The sequence below is a fragment of the Streptomyces sp. NPDC005181 genome (assembly GCF_040608395.1).
Lineage (GTDB): Bacteria > Actinomycetota > Actinomycetes > Streptomycetales > Streptomycetaceae > Streptomyces.
In genome coordinates, this window is record NZ_JBEXID010000003.1 from 165,269 (window position 1) to 179,729 (window position 14,461).

Sequence of the window (14,461 nt, forward strand, 5' to 3'; positions counted from 1 at the left end):
CCTTATGTGCATGTTTCGCACCCTATGAGCTCTGCGAATCCAGGCGGCGGGCGAGGGCCGTCAGCTGGGCCGTTCGCAGGACCCGGCCCCCGGCCCCCGGCAGCGGGACATGCAGCGGCTCCGTCCAGCGCGAAGGGATCGCCCTCCTCCCGTACACCGCCCCGGCCAGGCCGCCGGTGACGGCCGCGACCGTGTCGGTGTCCCCGCCCACGTCGATGGCGACCGCCAGAGCGGCCTCGAAGGTACGTGTCGTACGCAGCGCCCAGACAGCGGTGCCCAGGCACGGCCACACCGCCCCGTTGAACTCCGTCGCCAGGCCGGGGTGCCAGCCGGGCGCCAGGACGGTCGCCCAGCGTTCGCGCTGGGCGTCGTGTACGGCGGCCAGGGCGCCAGGGACAGCGGTGAGCGGGTCGTCGCCGTTCAGTGCCACCCGGATCAGGTCATGGAGGACGGCGGTGCCTTCCCAGGCGGCTCGGTCGCCGTGCGTCAGCGCCGCGATCCGGCGGGCGGGGTCCATCATTGCTGCCCGCGCCGCCGGCTCCGGGCCGCCGGCTCTCGCGAAGTACACGGCAGAGGTCGCCGCCCGCATCAGCGAACCGTTGCCCGCCGCACGCCCGTTAGGGAGACCCGCCTGCTCCGGTACGCCCGATATGCCGCGCCGACCAGGACCGTCGCGGTCAGGAACAGGACCGTGAACCACTGGAAGTACCAGTGCCCGCCCGCAGGGTCGTACACCGCGGCCCGCGGCCAGGCCAGATTGACGGTCATCACCAGCCCGTACAGCAGCGCGAGCGCGTTGACGGCAATGCCCCAGCGGCCCAGGGAGAACAGCGGCCGGCCCGTCTCGTCCACGGCGTCCGTCCGCGCGGCGAACGTACCGCGCAGCCGGCGGACCAGCAGCGGACCCGTCACCATCGAGTACGCCAGGTACAACATCACGATGCAGGTGGTGCCGATGGCCAGGAACGCATCGGGCGACGCGAAGTTGAGCAGCAGCAGGACCGCCGAGAGCACGCCCACGACCACGGCCGGGGCGGTCGGCATCCCGGTGCGCGCGTTGACCCTCGACAGCAGGCCGGAGCACGGCAGTTGGCCGTCCCGGGCCATCGAGAACAGCATGCGGCACGCCGCCGTCTGCACGGCGAGGGTCGCCACGGCGATGGCGATCACCACGTCCACCAGCAGCACCCGGCCGACTCCGTCGCCGAGACTGCTCGTCAGCACGTAGCTCATCCCGTCGACCGCGAGATGACCGTCGGTCAGGCTGGGCGCCGCCAGCAGCCCACCGAGCACCAGCAGCCCGCCCAGCAGACCGGCCGCGCCCAGAGCGGAGAGGATGGTGCGCGGTGCGGTACGGCGCGGGTCGCGGGTCTCCTCGCTCATCTCGCCCGCGCTGTCGAAGCCGATCATGACGTACGCGGCCGTGAACGAACCCACCAGCAGTGCGCCGAACACCCCCGTCCCGGCGCCACCGGTGTGGAAGGTGACGGACGGGGTGCGTTCCGAGTGGGTGAGGAGCAGCACGACGATCAGGACGGCGCCGATGATCTCGGCGGTGACACCCACCCGGTTGATGACCGACATCACGCGGTTGTCGACGATGTTCACCAGCGTGGTGAGGACCAGCAGGACGGTGCCGAGCAGCGCCGCGTTCGTGGCACCCGTCGGGGACAGCGGCGCGGGGTCGCCGCCGATCAGCTGGAACCCCGACCAGATGGGCGGCATCACCATCTGCAGGGCCAGCGCGGCCGCGGCGACCACCACGATCTGGCCGATGACCATGATCCAGCCCGCGAACCAGCCGAAGGTCAGATTGGACAGCCGCGACGACCACTGATAGATCGCACCGGATATCGGGTAGCGGGCGGCGAGTTCGGCGAAACAGGCGGCGACCAGCAACTGGCCGATCAGCACCGCGGGCCAGGCCCAGAAGAAGACCGGGCCGCCGAAGGAGTAGCCGACGGCGAAGAACTGGAAGACCGTCGTCAGGACCGAGATGAAGGAGAAGCCCGCGGCGAACGACGCGTAGCGGCCGAGGCTGCGGTGGAGCTCCTGGCGGTAGCCGAACTCCTGCAGGGGAGAGCCGGATCCCGTGGGTACGGGCGGATCGGGGAGTACGTCGGTGGGGGCGGTGACGGACATGGCAGCACCTGCTCTCAGGGACGGGGAGGGGAAAGGAGGGCGTTCAGGAACGAGGGGCGTGGCGTGCTTCCTGGCCGAACGAGGAGAGGGGCAGGGCGCCCGCGGGCAGGGCTGTCTCGCCGTCGGCCAGCCGCCGCCCGAGATAGCGGAAGGTCTGGACGGTCTGCGCGTAGAGGTGTTCTCCGGCGACGACACCGGGACGCGCGACGAGCACGGCGCCCTCGCGGCGCAGCCGCCCGGCATCCGGGAGCCCGACGGGCCCGAAGTCGAGGGCGCGGGCCCAGTGGAACACGGCGGAGCGCTGCCGCAGCCGCCCCGCGAAGGCCTCCTGGCGGGTGAGTGCGAGCAGCTCGTCGAAGCGGAGGCCGCACAGGGAGGTGACGCCGCGGTGGCGGGGGTGGTTCGCGGGCTGCCGCAGATCCGCGTACCGGGCGGGGCCCTGCACCCAGGTCACAGCGGTGGTGGTGTCCCGGCGTCCGTCCGCACCGACGAGCAGCGAAGGGTGCCAGACACCGGTCAGTTCGGGGACGGACGGTGGGAGGGCGTGCGGCTTCGCGGACATGGCGGCCCCTTGCGGCGCAGCGGCCGGAGCCGCATTCCTGTCGGATGACAGAAATTAGGGAGAGCCCGTTTCCGCTGAATGACACGGCCGTGTCCGTGCGGCGCCGAAGTGCTCACTGCGGTCGCGCACGGCAGAGACCGGCCGGGGCGGTGACGCAGCCCCGGCCGGCCGGTGGTGTCCCTGTGACGCTACTGCGGGGGCATCAGGACGGTGTCGACGATGTACACCGTGGCGTTGGCGGTCGGGACATTGCCGCAGACGACCTTCGAGGTGTCGTTCACCGTGTACGCCATGTCCGTGCCGGAGGTCGTCAGCTCGCTCTCGGCCAGCGTGGCGAAGGAGCCCTTGTCCAACTGCTGCGGCGCCAGCTTCCGACCCACCACGTGATACGTAAGGACCTTGGTGAGCTGCTCCTTGTCCGCCAGCAGCTTGTCCAGGTCGGCCTGCGGGATCTTCGCGAACGCGTCATTGGTCGGCGCGAACACGGTGACGTTCTGCGCGTTGTTCAGGGTGTCGACGAGGCCGGCCTTCTTCACCGCGGTGACCAGGGTGGAGAGCGCCGGGTTGTGCGAGGCTGCCGTGGCGACGGGATCCTTCGCCATACCCGCGAAGCTGCCCGCACCGTTCTTCGGCACGGACGAACAGGCCGTTCCGAACGGCTCGTTCATATCCATCGACGCGCTCGCCGCGGGCGCCGGCGATGTCTTGGCCGCGCTTGCGTCGGAGCCGGACGAGGAGTCCTTGGAGTCGCTGGAGCAGGCTGTCAGGGCCAGCGGCAGCAGCGCGGCGGCGGAGAAGGCAACGGCGGCACGGCGAAGGTGCAAGGGGGTCATGTGATTCTCCTGAAGCGAGATGCGCGAGGCGCGCGAAAGGGTTGAGAACGAAGGAACGAAGGTGCGTGTGGGGGGTGTTCGGGTCAGGACACGTCGACCACCACCGAGTGCCAGCCGGTCGCACCGTCCGGGACGGTGCCGACGCGTTCGCCGGTCTGGGTGGCCCCGGTCCCGTCGGTCGCACGGACCTCCAGCGTGTGATGGCCGGAGGCGGCCGGCCACTCCCACACCCACTGGCGCCAGGTGTCCCGGTTGTCCTGTGCCGCGAGCCGGGCCGGATGCCACGCGCCGCCGTCGACTCGGACCTCCACCCGGGAGATCCCCCGGTGCTGGGCCCAGGCCACCCCGGCGACGGGCACGATGCCGGGCTTCGGCGAGGCGAACGGACGGGGTGTGTCGATCCGGGACTCCGTCTTGACCGGCGCCTGCTGGGACCAGTTGCGCCTGACCCAGTAGGCGTCGTACGAGGCGAACGTCGTCAGCTCGATGTCCTTGATCCACTTACAGGCCGAGACGTACCCGTACAGTCCCGGCACCACCATGCGGACCGGGAAGCCATGCGCGAACGGCAGGGGTTCGCCGTTCATGCCGAGGGCGAGGATCGCGTCGCGCCCGTCCATGACCGGCTCGACCGGCGTGCCGATCGTCATACCGTCGACGGAGCGCGCCACGATCTGGTCGGCGGGACCACCCCGCGAAGGCGGTTTCACCCCGGCCTCGCGCAGCAGGTCGGCCAGCCGCACACCGATCCACCGGGCATTGCCCACGTACGGGCCGCCGACCTCGTTGGAGACGCATGCCAGGGTGATGTCGCGCTCGATGATCTCCCGCCCCAGCAGGTCCTGGAAGCTGACCGTGAGAGGGCGGGCGACTCCCTTGCCGTGGATCCGCAGCCGCCACGAATCGGCGTCGATGCGCGGCACGACCAGGGCGGTGTCCACCCGGTAGAAGCTCTTGTTCGGGGTGATGAACGAGCTCAGCCCGCGAATCCGCAGATCAGCCCCGGGCGGTACGGCGGGCGCCGGCGACTCGGGTACCGGGAGGACCAGATCATGCCGTGAGGCGGCGGCACCGGCCTGTACGGAGGACGTCAGCCGCCGTCCCAGGAACCCCGCACCGGCCGAGGCCGCCGCCGCAGCGGTCGCCGCGATCACGAAACCGCGCCGGTCGAAGGTGCCGTCCCCCTGCCCGTCCCTCACTCCGGTCGCGGGAGAGGGACGGAGCACCGGGCCGAGCCGTCCGACCAGGAAGTACAGCACTCCTGCGGCTACTACGGCACCCACCACCGAGGGCAGGGCATCGGAGGGGCTGCCTTCCGGCCGTCCCACCGCCGCCACCGCCCCGACCACGCCGAAGACCAGAACGGCCGCCGAGCCGAGCAGCCGGTGCCGCAACGCCAGGATCCCGACCGCCACGGCGAATACCGCCAGCAGCGCCAGGATGCCCAGTTGGAGCACCAGTTTGTCGGCGGTGCCGAAGTGCCGTACGGCGAAGTCCTTCACGGCCGGGGGAGTGCGGTCGATGACCGCTCCGCCCACCGCCGCGACCGGACCCGCCTCCGGACGTACGACAGCCGAGGCCAGTTCGGCCACGGCCAGGGCGCAGAACCCGGCGATCAGACCGCTGAGCCCGGCGAAACCGCCACGTGCCCAGCGGGACCGCCGGGACCCGGTGGCCCCGTGCTCCTGCACATCGATCTGTTCTTCGCTCACATCTGGGGTTCGTCACCGGACGGCCTGCGGATTGGTCCGCGGCGCGATCGGATCAGAAACGGTCATCGGCCAATCCCTCACGGCCCGGCTGCGAATCACGGCGGCGGACAGCCGTGTTGGGCAGCGGGGTGGCGGGACCGACCGCCGCCTATGTGCTCGGTCGGGCGCACGAAGTGACGCTGTACGACGCACGGACGTATGCACCGCGTCGGCTCGGGGCGGCCGGGCCATGCCGAGTACACCGCCCGGATCAGCGGGTTCTTCCCGCGGCCGCCGAGGAAGCGCTGAGCAGTCGGCAGTCGGCAGTCGGCAGTCGGCAGTCGGCAGTCGGCCGTCAGTCGAGGCCGCGCGCCCGTTCGAAACGGGCGCGTGACTCGGCCAGGTCCACCACCGGATCCGGATAGCCGAGCCGCGCCCGTTCCGGGCCGGTGAGCTTCCACGGCTCGTGGACCGCAGCGCCCTCCAGGCTTGCCAGCTCCGGCACCCAGCGCCGTACGTAGGCGCCCTGCGGATCGAACCGCTTGCCCTGGACCACCGGATTGAGCACCCGGTTGGGGCGGGTGTCCGTGCCGGTGCCCGCCACCCACTGCCAGTTGAGCTGATTGTTCGCCAGATCCCCGTCGACGAGGAGATCCAGGAAGTGACGGGCGCCGACGCGCCAGTCCACGTACAGCGTCTTCGTGAGAAAGCTCGCGACCAGCATCCGGCCCCGATTGTGCATCCAGCCCTCGTGCGCCAGCTGTCGCATCGCCGCGTCGACCAGCGGATAGCCGGTGAGTCCGGCACGCCACGCCTCGATCTCGTCGGGAGCGGACCGCCACCGGTCGCCCCGCGGACGGTAGTCGGCCCATGCCGCGTCCGGCCGGGCGGCGAGGACCTGGTGGTGGAAGTCCCGCCAGGCCAGCTGCCGTACGAACGCGTCGGCGCCCGGTCCGCCCTTCTCCCGTGCCCGGTTCACCAGTTCGGCCGCGGAGAGGCAGCCGAAGTGCAGATACGGCGACAGCCGGGACGTCGCGTCCCCGCCGAGGTCGTCGTGGCCGGTCCCGTAGTCGGCCATCGGGCCGTGCAGCCAGGAGGCCAGCAGTCTGCGCCCTGCCGTCTCGCCGCCCTCGGCGAGACCCGGTGAGACGCCCGTGACCTCCGCTCGCGCAGGCAGCGGTGCGGACGGCGTGGTGTCCGGCACCCGTACCGTCCGGGGATCGGTCAGTGTGCCCCGTACCCCGGCCGCCTCCCAGCGGCGGAAGTACGGGGTGAACACCGCGAAATGGTCACGCCCCGCCGGGACGACCCGGCCCGGGGCGAGCGCGGTGACCACTGCGTCATGGACGTGCAGGGTGCAGCCGGCAGCCCCGAGAGCCGTACGCAGACGGTCCTCGCGTTTCCGCGCGTACCCGCTCACCCCGGCGGCGATGTGCAGACTCCGCGCACCCGTTTCCGCGACCACGGCGCAGGCCTCGGCGACCACGTCGCCGCGGCGGACGACGAGCCGGCCGCCGCGGCGGCGCAGCCCCGCGTCGAGACCGGCGAGGCAGTCGGCGAGGAACGCCCGCCGGTTCGGCGCGTCGAAGCCGGCCCGGCGGATGCCGTAGTCCTCGACGAAGAGGGGGACGACGGCATCCGTCTCGCGCACCGCCGCGGACAGGACGGGGTTGTCGTGCAGCCGCAGATCGGAGGTGAACAGCGCCACCGAGACGGTCATGGCAGGGGGCCCCTCATACGGTCGGGAAGGTCAGCAGTGCCAGCGGCGCGGACGTCGGCTGCGCGGAGCCGCCGGCCGGCTCGACGGTGATCCCTATGCCCGACGCCCCGTCGACCGGACCGTCCAGCAGCACCGTGCTGCTCGTCGCCGCCCGGTTCATCAGCCCCGCGGACCGCATGGTCCCGCCGTCGTCGAACCACAACTGGTACACCTTGCCGCTGGGAGGCGGCGCCATCCCCGAGGTCACGAAAACGGCCCGGTTCTCGCTCTGCGAGACCACGACCGTGCCTTTCGCCCCACCCTTCAGCGCGCCGGACTTCGTCGTGGCGTCCGGTGCCGCGAGGACCTGCGCCACCTGCTCACTCTGCTGCTGCGCCCGGTGCGTCTCCTGCTGTGCGTCGCGGGCGACCTGGTTCTGCCACACCGCGATACCGCCGAACCCGGCAGCAGCGGCCAGAGCCGCGGCGAGTGCGAACTTCGGCCAGCGGCCGGCCCGCTGGGCAGAGGGGGCCGAGCGGGAGCGCCGCCCGTGCGACGGGGATTCCTGCCGCACGGCCGTGATCTCCCGCAGCACCCGGTCGCGCAGCTCGCGCGGCGGGGCCGCGGTCACCGCGAGCCCGAGCCGGGTGGCGGTCTCGGACAGCTCCCGCACCTCCACGGCGCAGGCCTCGCAGTCGCCGAGATGGCGTTCGAACTCCCCACGCTCCGCGTCCGGCAGCGCGTGCAGGGCGTACGCCCCGGTCAGCGTGTGCAGTTCGGCCCCGCTCACGCGATCCACCTTGCTCATGCGCTCACCCCGAGGCAGTCGCGCAGCCGGATCAGCCCGTCGCGCAGTCGTGTCTTGATCGTCCCGATCGGTACGGAGAGGAGTTCCGCCACTTCGCGGTAGGTCAGACCGCGGTAGTAGGCCAGCGTGACGGACTGCCGTTGCAGCTCGGACAGGGTCCGCATACAGCGGCGTACCTGCTCCCGCTCCAGTCGGCTCTCGACCTGCTCGGTGACCTCGTCGAACTCCGGCGTGCGGTCCAGCAGCGCCGCCCGGTGCTCCCGGGCCGTCGTCGCCTCGACGGAGCGCACCCGGTCCACCGCCCGGTGATGGGCCAGTGTCAGTACCCAGTTCATGGCGCTGCCGCGGGAAGCCTGGAAGCGCGGGGCGGTCCGCCACACCTCGACCAGCACTTCCTGCGCCACCTCCTCCGACTGCGCGGGGTCGCGCAGCACACTTCGTACGAGACCGAGGACCGGGCCGCAGACCGCGTCGTACACCCTGGCGAACGCATCCTGGTCGCCCCGGGCCACCAGCCCCAGGAGCTCCTGGAGATCGGGCCCCGCCGATGGTGCTCCGCTGATGTGCACGGCTTCTTTCACGCGGGCTTCCTCCCAGGATGCGCATCGGTTTCGTTAAGTGATTCGGAGCCGACGGCAGCGCGGATTGGTCAGTGCGCGAAATCTTTCCACGCCGCCCCGAATTCGCGATACATCGCGGTTGACGCGTAAGAGCGCTCGCGATATGTTCGTACACGAGTATTCGATGACGAAGTGATGAACGGCGAAGTGAAGGGCGGGGTGGGGGCGGTGGCCAAGCGGCGCAAGCTCAGCAATCCACTCGCGCTGACGGTGATGGTGCTGCTCGCGGAGCGGTCCATGCATCCGTACGAGATCGCCCAGACGCTTCGCCGACGCGGCAAGGAACACAGCGTCAAGATCAATTTTGGCTCGCTGTACACCGTCGTCCAGAACCTGGAGAAGCACGGTTACGTCGAGGTGGCCGGTGTGCAGCGCCAGGGCAACCGCCCCGAGCGCACGCTCTACGGCCTCACCGAGGCGGGGCGCGCCGAAATGGTCGACTGGCTCTCCGATCTGCTGGCTGCGCCGGCCGCCGAGTACCCGGTCTTCGAGACCGCGCTCTCGCTGCTGCCGGTGCTGCCGCCGGAGGACGTGACGGAGCTGCTGGAGACCCGGGAGGCGGCACTGGAGCTCCAGTCCGCGGCGCTCCGGGGTGTCCTCGGCCAGCTGACGGAGAAGCTGCCCCGGGTGTTCGTCGTGGAGAGCGAGTACCAGCTCCACATGATCGACGCGCAGCTGGAGTGGATCAAGAAATTCCGCGCGGAACTCGTCGACGCCACGATCAGCGGTATCGAGGAGTGGAAGTCCTTCCACGAGACCGGTGAAGTGCCGCAGGACTGGCAGGATCTGGACGAACAGGAGATCGTCCTCGACCCGGAGCGGAAGACGTAGCGCAGCGCGTACCGCAGAAGCAGCAGGAGCACTACCGGAGAAGAACTACCGGGGACGAAGAAAGACCCTGGCAGGGGCTGTTGGAGCAGCGCCCGCCAGGGTTTCGAACCCCGGACCGGCCACGCCGTGAGGGCGAGCCAGGCGATCGAGGTGCGGCACACCCAGGATAGCCCGGCTCTCTTCACGCGGATCGGCTCGGCATGCCCGAACACCCCGCTGACCACAGGAGAGCTCCGTCATGAGCACCCGTGCGCCCGCAGTAGAGGCGCGACAACTGATCAAGACCTATCCCGGCGATGTCACTGCGCTGAACGGCATGGACCTTACCGTCGGCGCCGGCACGGTCTTCGCACTCCTCGGCCCCAACGGCGCCGGAAAGTCCACCACCGTGAAGATCCTCACCACCCTCGCCCGCCCGGACTCCGGAGCCGCGACAGTCGCCGGACACGACGTCCTGCGCCACCCCGACCGGGTCCGCCGCGCGATCGGCGTCGTCGCCCAGAAGTCCGGCGCCGATCCCGTCGCCACCGGCCGGGAGAACCTGGTACTGCAGGGCAGGCTCTACGGGATGCGGGGCGCCGCGATCCAGCGCCGCGCCGATGAGCTCCTGGACCGCTTCGATCTCACCGACGCCTCCAGGCGCCAGGTGAAGGGGTACTCCGGCGGCATGCAGCGCCGCCTCGACGTGGCGCTCGGTCTGGTCCACCGGCCCGAAGTGCTCTTCCTCGACGAGCCCACCACCGGACTCGACCCCGAGGCCCGCACGGCCATGTGGGACGAGATCTCCCGCCTGGCCGGAGACGAAGGCCTCACCATCGTGCTCACCACGCACTACCTGGAGGAGGCCGACCGGCTCGCCGAACGCATCGCGATCGTCGACCGCGGCCGGATCGTCGTCGAGGGCACCCCCGACGAGCTCAAGGGTGAACTCCGGGGCGACGCCGTCCACATGGAGCTGCGCGCCGACGGCGACCGTACGGCGATCACCGCCGCCGTCGCCGCAGTGCCCGGGGTGTACGAGGTGCTGGCCGACGGCCGCCGGGTGAGCGTCCGCGCCGAGGACGGCGCCGCCGCCGTCCCCGTACTGCTCACCGCCCTGGAGCGGGCCGGTGCGTCGGTCGCCGCCGCCACCGTCGCCCGCCCCTCCCTCGACGACGTCTATCTGCGCTACGCCGGACGCCGCTTCTCCGAGGCCGAGGCCGCAGGTGACGGGCAGGCCCCCGCTCAGATCGCCGCAGGAGGCACCCGATGAGCAGCCAGACCCTCGCCCAGACCTGGTACATGACCCAGCGGCAGCTGATGGCGATCATCAGGCAGCCGGTCTTCCTGGCGATCTCCCTGATCCAGCCGGTGATCTGGCTGTTCCTGTTCGGCAACCTCTTCAAGAAGGTCGTCGAACTCGGCGGCTTCGGGACCACGTCCTATCTGGACTATCTGATCCCGGGCATCGTGGTGATGAGTGCCCTCGGATCGAGCATGTGGGCCGGGATGGGAACCCTGGAGGAGATCGAGCGGGGCACGCTCAACCGTTTCCTGACCACCCCGGTCAGCCGGAACGCGCTGATGAACGCCAACGTCGTGCAGAACGGCATCAGCACCGCCGTGCAGTCGGTGATCATCGTGCTGCTCGGCTGGGCCGCCGGTGCCACCTACCCGGGCGGGGCGGGCGGACTGCTGATCCTCCTCGTCGCGTCGATCCTGCTCGGTACGGTCTTCGGTGCGCTCTCCAACGCCCTGGGGATGCTGGTCCGCCAGCGTGAGTCGATCATCGGCATCAACACGTTTCTCCTGCTGCCGCTGACCTTCCTCTCGTCCTCGTTCATGGCGCCGAGCCAGATGCCGTCGTGGATGCGGCAGATCGCCGACTTCAACCCGGTCAACTGGGCCATGGTGGCAGGCCGTTCGGCGCTGACCGCCGACCCCGACTGGGGTCTGGTGCTCAGCCGCGGGGGAGCGCTGCTGGTCCTCGCGGTGGTGGCGGTCTGGTTGTCGACCCGCACTTTCCGCTCGTACCAGAAGTCCGTCTGACGGCCAGGGGCGCGGCGGGAACCACGAGCGCTGCGGCGGGAGTTACGACTGCGCCGCATCATGGAGCCGGTCCGGGAGCGTCTCCCCGGGCCGGCTCCGCGGTTTCCGGAACGCGCGCACCACCAGGAAGACCAGCAGGCCGAACGGCGACAGCAGAATCGTCACCACCAGCAGAGGGCTCATCACCAGCGCAGGGATGCCCAGCCGCCGCCCCTCCAGGAACATCCACTGGCCCAGCAGCAGATCCCAGGCGATCACCTGGGCCCAGATCGCCCCGGCGCCGTTGGCCAGTGCGGCCAGGTCGCGGAACGTGTCGATGTCGGGACTGCGCACCGCGGTCCACAGCTCGGGGAAGACCGGCACGGCCATGACGAGATGGACGACCAGTACGGGCAGCACCGTGAGCGGTGACGCGGCGAGGCGTGCGGTGGGCCGCCAGTGCGGGGCCAGGATCATCAGCAGCCAGAAGGGCGCGGCCAGCCAGAACGAGACTTCGAAGAGTGCGCCGGTCATGCCATGAACTCCTTCTTGACGGCATCCGCCTTACGGGAGAGGGGAATCGGCCGCAGCGCCGCGTACGTACCGGCGGCGGTGGCGGCCAGGACCGCGGCCGCGGCGCCGAGCGTCGCGCCGTCGGGGTGGACCAGTGGCTGCCCCCGCAGCGCCTGCCAGGCGACGAGGGCGACGACCGCCGCGTACGCCCCGGAGGCGACGAGCACCAGACGCAGCCGGACCCGCGGATCGCCCAGCCGGGGAAGGCGCGGGGCCAGTGCGGCCAGGGCGAACAGGAAGAGCGGGAGCAGCTGGAGCGCGTGCATCCCGACGAAGTGCGGGATACGCAGATCGCCGCCGGTCGTCGACCAGCCGGTGAGCGGCATCGAGGGGCCGCCGTCCGGTACGCCGACGGAGTGCGCGCCGACGACATCGGCGGTGTCGAGGTTGCCGGCGGCTCGCTGCCCGGGCGTCGGCTGCGTCATCAGGAAGCCGAGTGCGGCTCCCACCAGGGCTATGACCACACCCGAGCGGATCGCCAGGGCGGCGGCGCGGTCCGGGATTCGGGCGCGCAGCAGCAGGACCGCGATGACCAGGGTCCCGGTCCAGAGGATGACGATGGTGGCGCCCATCACGGTGAACAGCCGCTCGTCGAAGGGGGTGGCGTGGTTGAAGTGGCTGCGCCTGCCCCGGATCACCTGTCCGGTGATGATCACCATCTCGACCAGGCCCGCGAGCGCGACCACGGACCCGGCCACCCAGCCGGTGCGCCGGCCACGGGTGAGCAGCGTCAGCATCCAGGCGAGCGCCAGGGCATACGCCACGAACGAGACCGCGAACTTGAAGGGCTTGAACCAGATCGCCGAGCCCGCGAGGACCCGGTCGTCCACCAGCAGCCCCACCCCGGAGACGACGGCCATGACTGCCATTGCCGCAGCAAAGAGGAGTAAGGGACGGTGCCAGGAACGCCATGACGGCATGGGTGTACCCCCGGTGAGAGTGAAGTCATTATGGATAGTGGAACTCACCGCTATCCGATAGTGGAACTATCTATGATGGGGTGCGGGGTTGGCAAGGGCGGAAGGAAGAACGAGCGGTGCGCATCGGCGAGTTGAGTCGCAGGTCCGGGGTTCCGGTACCGACGATCAAGTTCTATGTACGTGAAGGTCTGCTGCCCGCAGGGCAGTTGACGAGCCCGAACCAGGCGTCGTACGACTCCGGGCACGAGCGCAGGCTGAAGCTGATCCGCGCCCTGCTGGACGTCGGCGGCCTCTCGCTCGCCGCGATCGGGGATGTCCTGCGCACGATCGACGACCCCGCGCAGCCGGTGCACAACGTGCTGGGCGTCGCGGCCACGCGGATCACTGCGCTGAAGGGGAGCGAGCCCGGGCCCGAACTGGAGGACGCCCGCGAGGAGGTGGCCGAGCTGCTGGAGCGGCGTGGCTGGCGGGCCGAGGCGCACAGTCCGGCCGGCGAGACCCTGGCAGGGGTGCTGGTCGCGCTGCGGCGGGCGGGGCACGGGGGGTTCGTCGAGCTGCTCGACGACTACGCGGACGCCGCGGAACCGGTCGCCCGGGCCGACCTCGACTATGTGGGGCGGCGGGTGGCGCGCGAGGACCTGGTGGAGAGTGTGGTCGTCGGCACGGTGCTGGGCGAGGCGATGTTCAGTGCGCTGCGTCGGCTCGCGCACGTGGACGCGTCGGCAAGGGCATACGGTGACGACGAGCCGGGGGAGCCCCGCGGCGCCGACTGGCCGGGAGCCCGCGGCGCACGCACACCCCGGTCACCGCCGGGGAGCCCGTGACACACGTCCGCCCCGGTGACCGTCCGGGGCGGACGGTCACCGGGGCGTACGTACCCACAAGGGGCGCCGGGGTACGGCGGCTTACGCCGCGCGCTCCTGCTCGCGCTCCACCTGCTCGTTCCACTCCCGCTTCACCGAGCGCCACGCGTCGTCGTTCTGGCCGAGGCGCCAGTAGCCGGAGATCGACAGCTGCGACAGCGGGATCTTCCGGTCGAGACGCAGGTGCCGGCGGATCTCCTTCACGAACCCCGCCTCGCCGTGCACGAACGCCTGGACCTCGCCCGCGGGGAAGTCCAGCGACTTCACCGCCGCGGTCACGGCCTCGCCGACCGGACGCTCGCCTCGGTGCAGCCAGGTGAGCTCCACCCCGCCGGCCGTCTCGATCTTCTGTTCCTCGGACGCGTCCGCCACCTCGATGTACGCGTGCGCCACCGCGCCCGCGGGCATCTGCTCCAGCGCCGCCGCGATCGCCGGCAGGGCACTCTCGTCGCCGGCCAGGAGGTGCCAGTCCGCAGACGCGTCCGGCCCGTACCCGCCGCCGGGGCCCAGGAACGTCACCTGATCGCCCAGGGCCGCCCGCAGCGCCCACGGGCCCGCCAGGCCCTCGTCGCCGTGCACCACGAAGTCGATCGCCAGCTCCCGGGCGACCGGGTCCCAGGATCGGACCGTGTAGGTCCGGGTGGTGGGCCACAGCTCCCGCGGGTACTCCTCGCGGATGCGGGCCATGTCGAACGGGTGCGCATAGTCCGCGCCCTCCGGCGCGAAGCACAGCTTGACGTAGTGGTCGGTGAACCCGGACAGCGCGAAGCCGGCCAGGCCGTCACCACCGAGCACCACACGCACCATGTGCGGGGTGATCCGCTCGGTGCGCAGGACCTGGGCCCCCTGCGCCGTGGGTGCCTGCCGCGCCGGTCGTTCTGCCACGAGGTTCTCCCTGCTCCAAATACTTAG

Annotated in this window: 14 protein-coding genes and 1 pseudogene; 4 read left to right on the forward strand and 11 right to left on the reverse strand. The window is 70.9% G+C overall.

From position 1 onward, the window contains the following. Positions 1–22: 22 nt before the first annotated feature. From ABZV38_RS03765 to ABZV38_RS03800, 8 genes and pseudogenes are all read right to left on the reverse strand, one after another. Positions 23–619, reverse strand: a pseudogene (locus ABZV38_RS03765) (ADP-ribosylglycohydrolase family protein); the annotation flags it as partial. Continuing rightward, the gene (locus tag ABZV38_RS03770) at positions 589–2,142 is read right to left on the reverse strand and encodes an amino acid permease (protein WP_356324189.1); all 1,554 of its coding nucleotides are present in this window, start codon (positions 2,140–2,142) and stop codon (positions 589–591) included. The pseudogene ABZV38_RS03765 and the gene ABZV38_RS03770, both read right to left, overlap by 31 nt. Positions 2,143–2,185: 43 nt before the next feature. Beyond that, positions 2,186–2,704, reverse strand: coding sequence for a hypothetical protein (locus tag ABZV38_RS03775; protein ID WP_356324191.1), 519 nt, complete (start codon positions 2,702–2,704; stop codon positions 2,186–2,188). 188 nt (positions 2,705–2,892) lie between these two features. Further along, the gene (locus tag ABZV38_RS03780) at positions 2,893–3,537 is read right to left on the reverse strand and encodes a fasciclin domain-containing protein (RefSeq protein WP_356324193.1); all 645 of its coding nucleotides are present in this window, start codon (positions 3,535–3,537) and stop codon (positions 2,893–2,895) included. 83 nt (positions 3,538–3,620) lie between these two features. Continuing rightward, positions 3,621–5,156, reverse strand: coding sequence for a molybdopterin-dependent oxidoreductase (locus tag ABZV38_RS03785; RefSeq protein WP_356324280.1), 1,536 nt, complete (start codon positions 5,154–5,156; stop codon positions 3,621–3,623). A 427-nt stretch (positions 5,157–5,583) separates the two neighbouring features. After that, the gene (locus tag ABZV38_RS03790) at positions 5,584–6,948 is read right to left on the reverse strand and encodes a deoxyribodipyrimidine photo-lyase (protein ID WP_356324195.1); all 1,365 of its coding nucleotides are present in this window, start codon (positions 6,946–6,948) and stop codon (positions 5,584–5,586) included. Positions 6,949–6,961: 13 nt separating this feature from the next. Further along, positions 6,962–7,717, reverse strand: coding sequence for an anti-sigma factor (locus ABZV38_RS03795; RefSeq protein WP_356324282.1), 756 nt, complete (start codon positions 7,715–7,717; stop codon positions 6,962–6,964). 14 nt (positions 7,718–7,731) lie between these two features. Then, on the reverse strand, positions 7,732–8,316 hold the full coding sequence (locus ABZV38_RS03800) for a sigma-70 family RNA polymerase sigma factor (protein ID WP_356324197.1): 585 nt from the start codon (positions 8,314–8,316) through the stop codon (positions 7,732–7,734). Between the two features lie 174 nt (positions 8,317–8,490). Between ABZV38_RS03800 and ABZV38_RS03805 the strand changes: the two genes are divergently transcribed. From ABZV38_RS03805 to ABZV38_RS03815, 3 genes are all read left to right on the forward strand, one after another. Next, positions 8,491–9,186, forward strand: a complete 696-nt coding sequence (locus ABZV38_RS03805) for a PadR family transcriptional regulator (RefSeq protein ID WP_356324199.1) — start codon at positions 8,491–8,493, stop codon at positions 9,184–9,186. Positions 9,187–9,424: 238 nt separating this feature from the next. After that, a complete protein-coding gene (locus ABZV38_RS03810) occupies positions 9,425–10,438 on the forward strand; it encodes an ATP-binding cassette domain-containing protein (protein ID WP_356324200.1) in 1,014 nt (337 codons plus the stop codon). Beyond that, a complete protein-coding gene (locus tag ABZV38_RS03815) occupies positions 10,435–11,214 on the forward strand; it encodes an ABC transporter permease (RefSeq protein WP_352266068.1) in 780 nt (259 codons plus the stop codon). Before ABZV38_RS03810 ends, ABZV38_RS03815 begins: the two co-directional genes overlap by 4 nt. 42 nt (positions 11,215–11,256) lie before the next feature. Here the strand turns inward: ABZV38_RS03815 and ABZV38_RS03820 are convergent, their stop codons facing one another. Both ABZV38_RS03820 and ABZV38_RS03825 read right to left on the reverse strand, forming a co-directional pair. After that, the gene (locus ABZV38_RS03820) at positions 11,257–11,727 is read right to left on the reverse strand and encodes an ABA4-like family protein (protein WP_356324202.1); all 471 of its coding nucleotides are present in this window, start codon (positions 11,725–11,727) and stop codon (positions 11,257–11,259) included. Then, on the reverse strand, positions 11,724–12,635 hold the full coding sequence (locus tag ABZV38_RS03825; protein WP_356324204.1) for a hypothetical protein: 912 nt from the start codon (positions 12,633–12,635) through the stop codon (positions 11,724–11,726). Before ABZV38_RS03825 ends, ABZV38_RS03820 begins: the two co-directional genes overlap by 4 nt. 167 nt (positions 12,636–12,802) lie before the next feature. On the opposite strand from ABZV38_RS03825, the gene ABZV38_RS03830 reads away from it, so the two are divergent. After that, a complete protein-coding gene (locus tag ABZV38_RS03830; RefSeq protein ID WP_356324206.1) occupies positions 12,803–13,510 on the forward strand; it encodes a MerR family transcriptional regulator in 708 nt (235 codons plus the stop codon). An 81-nt stretch (positions 13,511–13,591) separates the two neighbouring features. Here ABZV38_RS03830 and ABZV38_RS03835 read toward each other — a convergent pair whose 3' ends face one another. Continuing rightward, positions 13,592–14,434 (reverse strand): siderophore-interacting protein, encoded by an 843-nt coding sequence (locus tag ABZV38_RS03835; protein ID WP_356324208.1) that lies wholly within the window; start codon positions 14,432–14,434, stop codon positions 13,592–13,594. Positions 14,435–14,461: the final 27 nt, after the last annotated feature.

Bases quoted from the DNA above. Each gene is read 5' to 3' on its own strand.
- ABZV38_RS03825 (WP_356324204.1), bottom strand. From the start codon at position 12,635: ATGGCAGTCATGGCCGTCGTCTCCGGGGTGGGGCTGCTGGTGGACGAC.
- ABZV38_RS03775 (WP_356324191.1), bottom strand. From the start codon at position 2,704: ATGTCCGCGAAGCCGCACGCCCTCCCACCGTCCGTCCCCGAACTGACC.
- ABZV38_RS03790 (WP_356324195.1), bottom strand. From the start codon at position 6,948: ATGACCGTCTCGGTGGCGCTGTTCACCTCCGATCTGCGGCTGCACGAC.
- ABZV38_RS03805 (WP_356324199.1), top strand. From the start codon at position 8,491: ATGAACGGCGAAGTGAAGGGCGGGGTGGGGGCGGTGGCCAAGCGGCGC.
- ABZV38_RS03820 (WP_356324202.1), bottom strand. From the start codon at position 11,727: ATGACCGGCGCACTCTTCGAAGTCTCGTTCTGGCTGGCCGCGCCCTTC.
- ABZV38_RS03815 (WP_352266068.1), top strand. From the start codon at position 10,435: ATGAGCAGCCAGACCCTCGCCCAGACCTGGTACATGACCCAGCGGCAG.
- ABZV38_RS03770 (WP_356324189.1), bottom strand. From the start codon at position 2,142: ATGTCCGTCACCGCCCCCACCGACGTACTCCCCGATCCGCCCGTACCC.
- ABZV38_RS03810 (WP_356324200.1), top strand. From the start codon at position 9,425: ATGAGCACCCGTGCGCCCGCAGTAGAGGCGCGACAACTGATCAAGACC.
- ABZV38_RS03780 (WP_356324193.1), bottom strand. From the start codon at position 3,537: ATGACCCCCTTGCACCTTCGCCGTGCCGCCGTTGCCTTCTCCGCCGCC.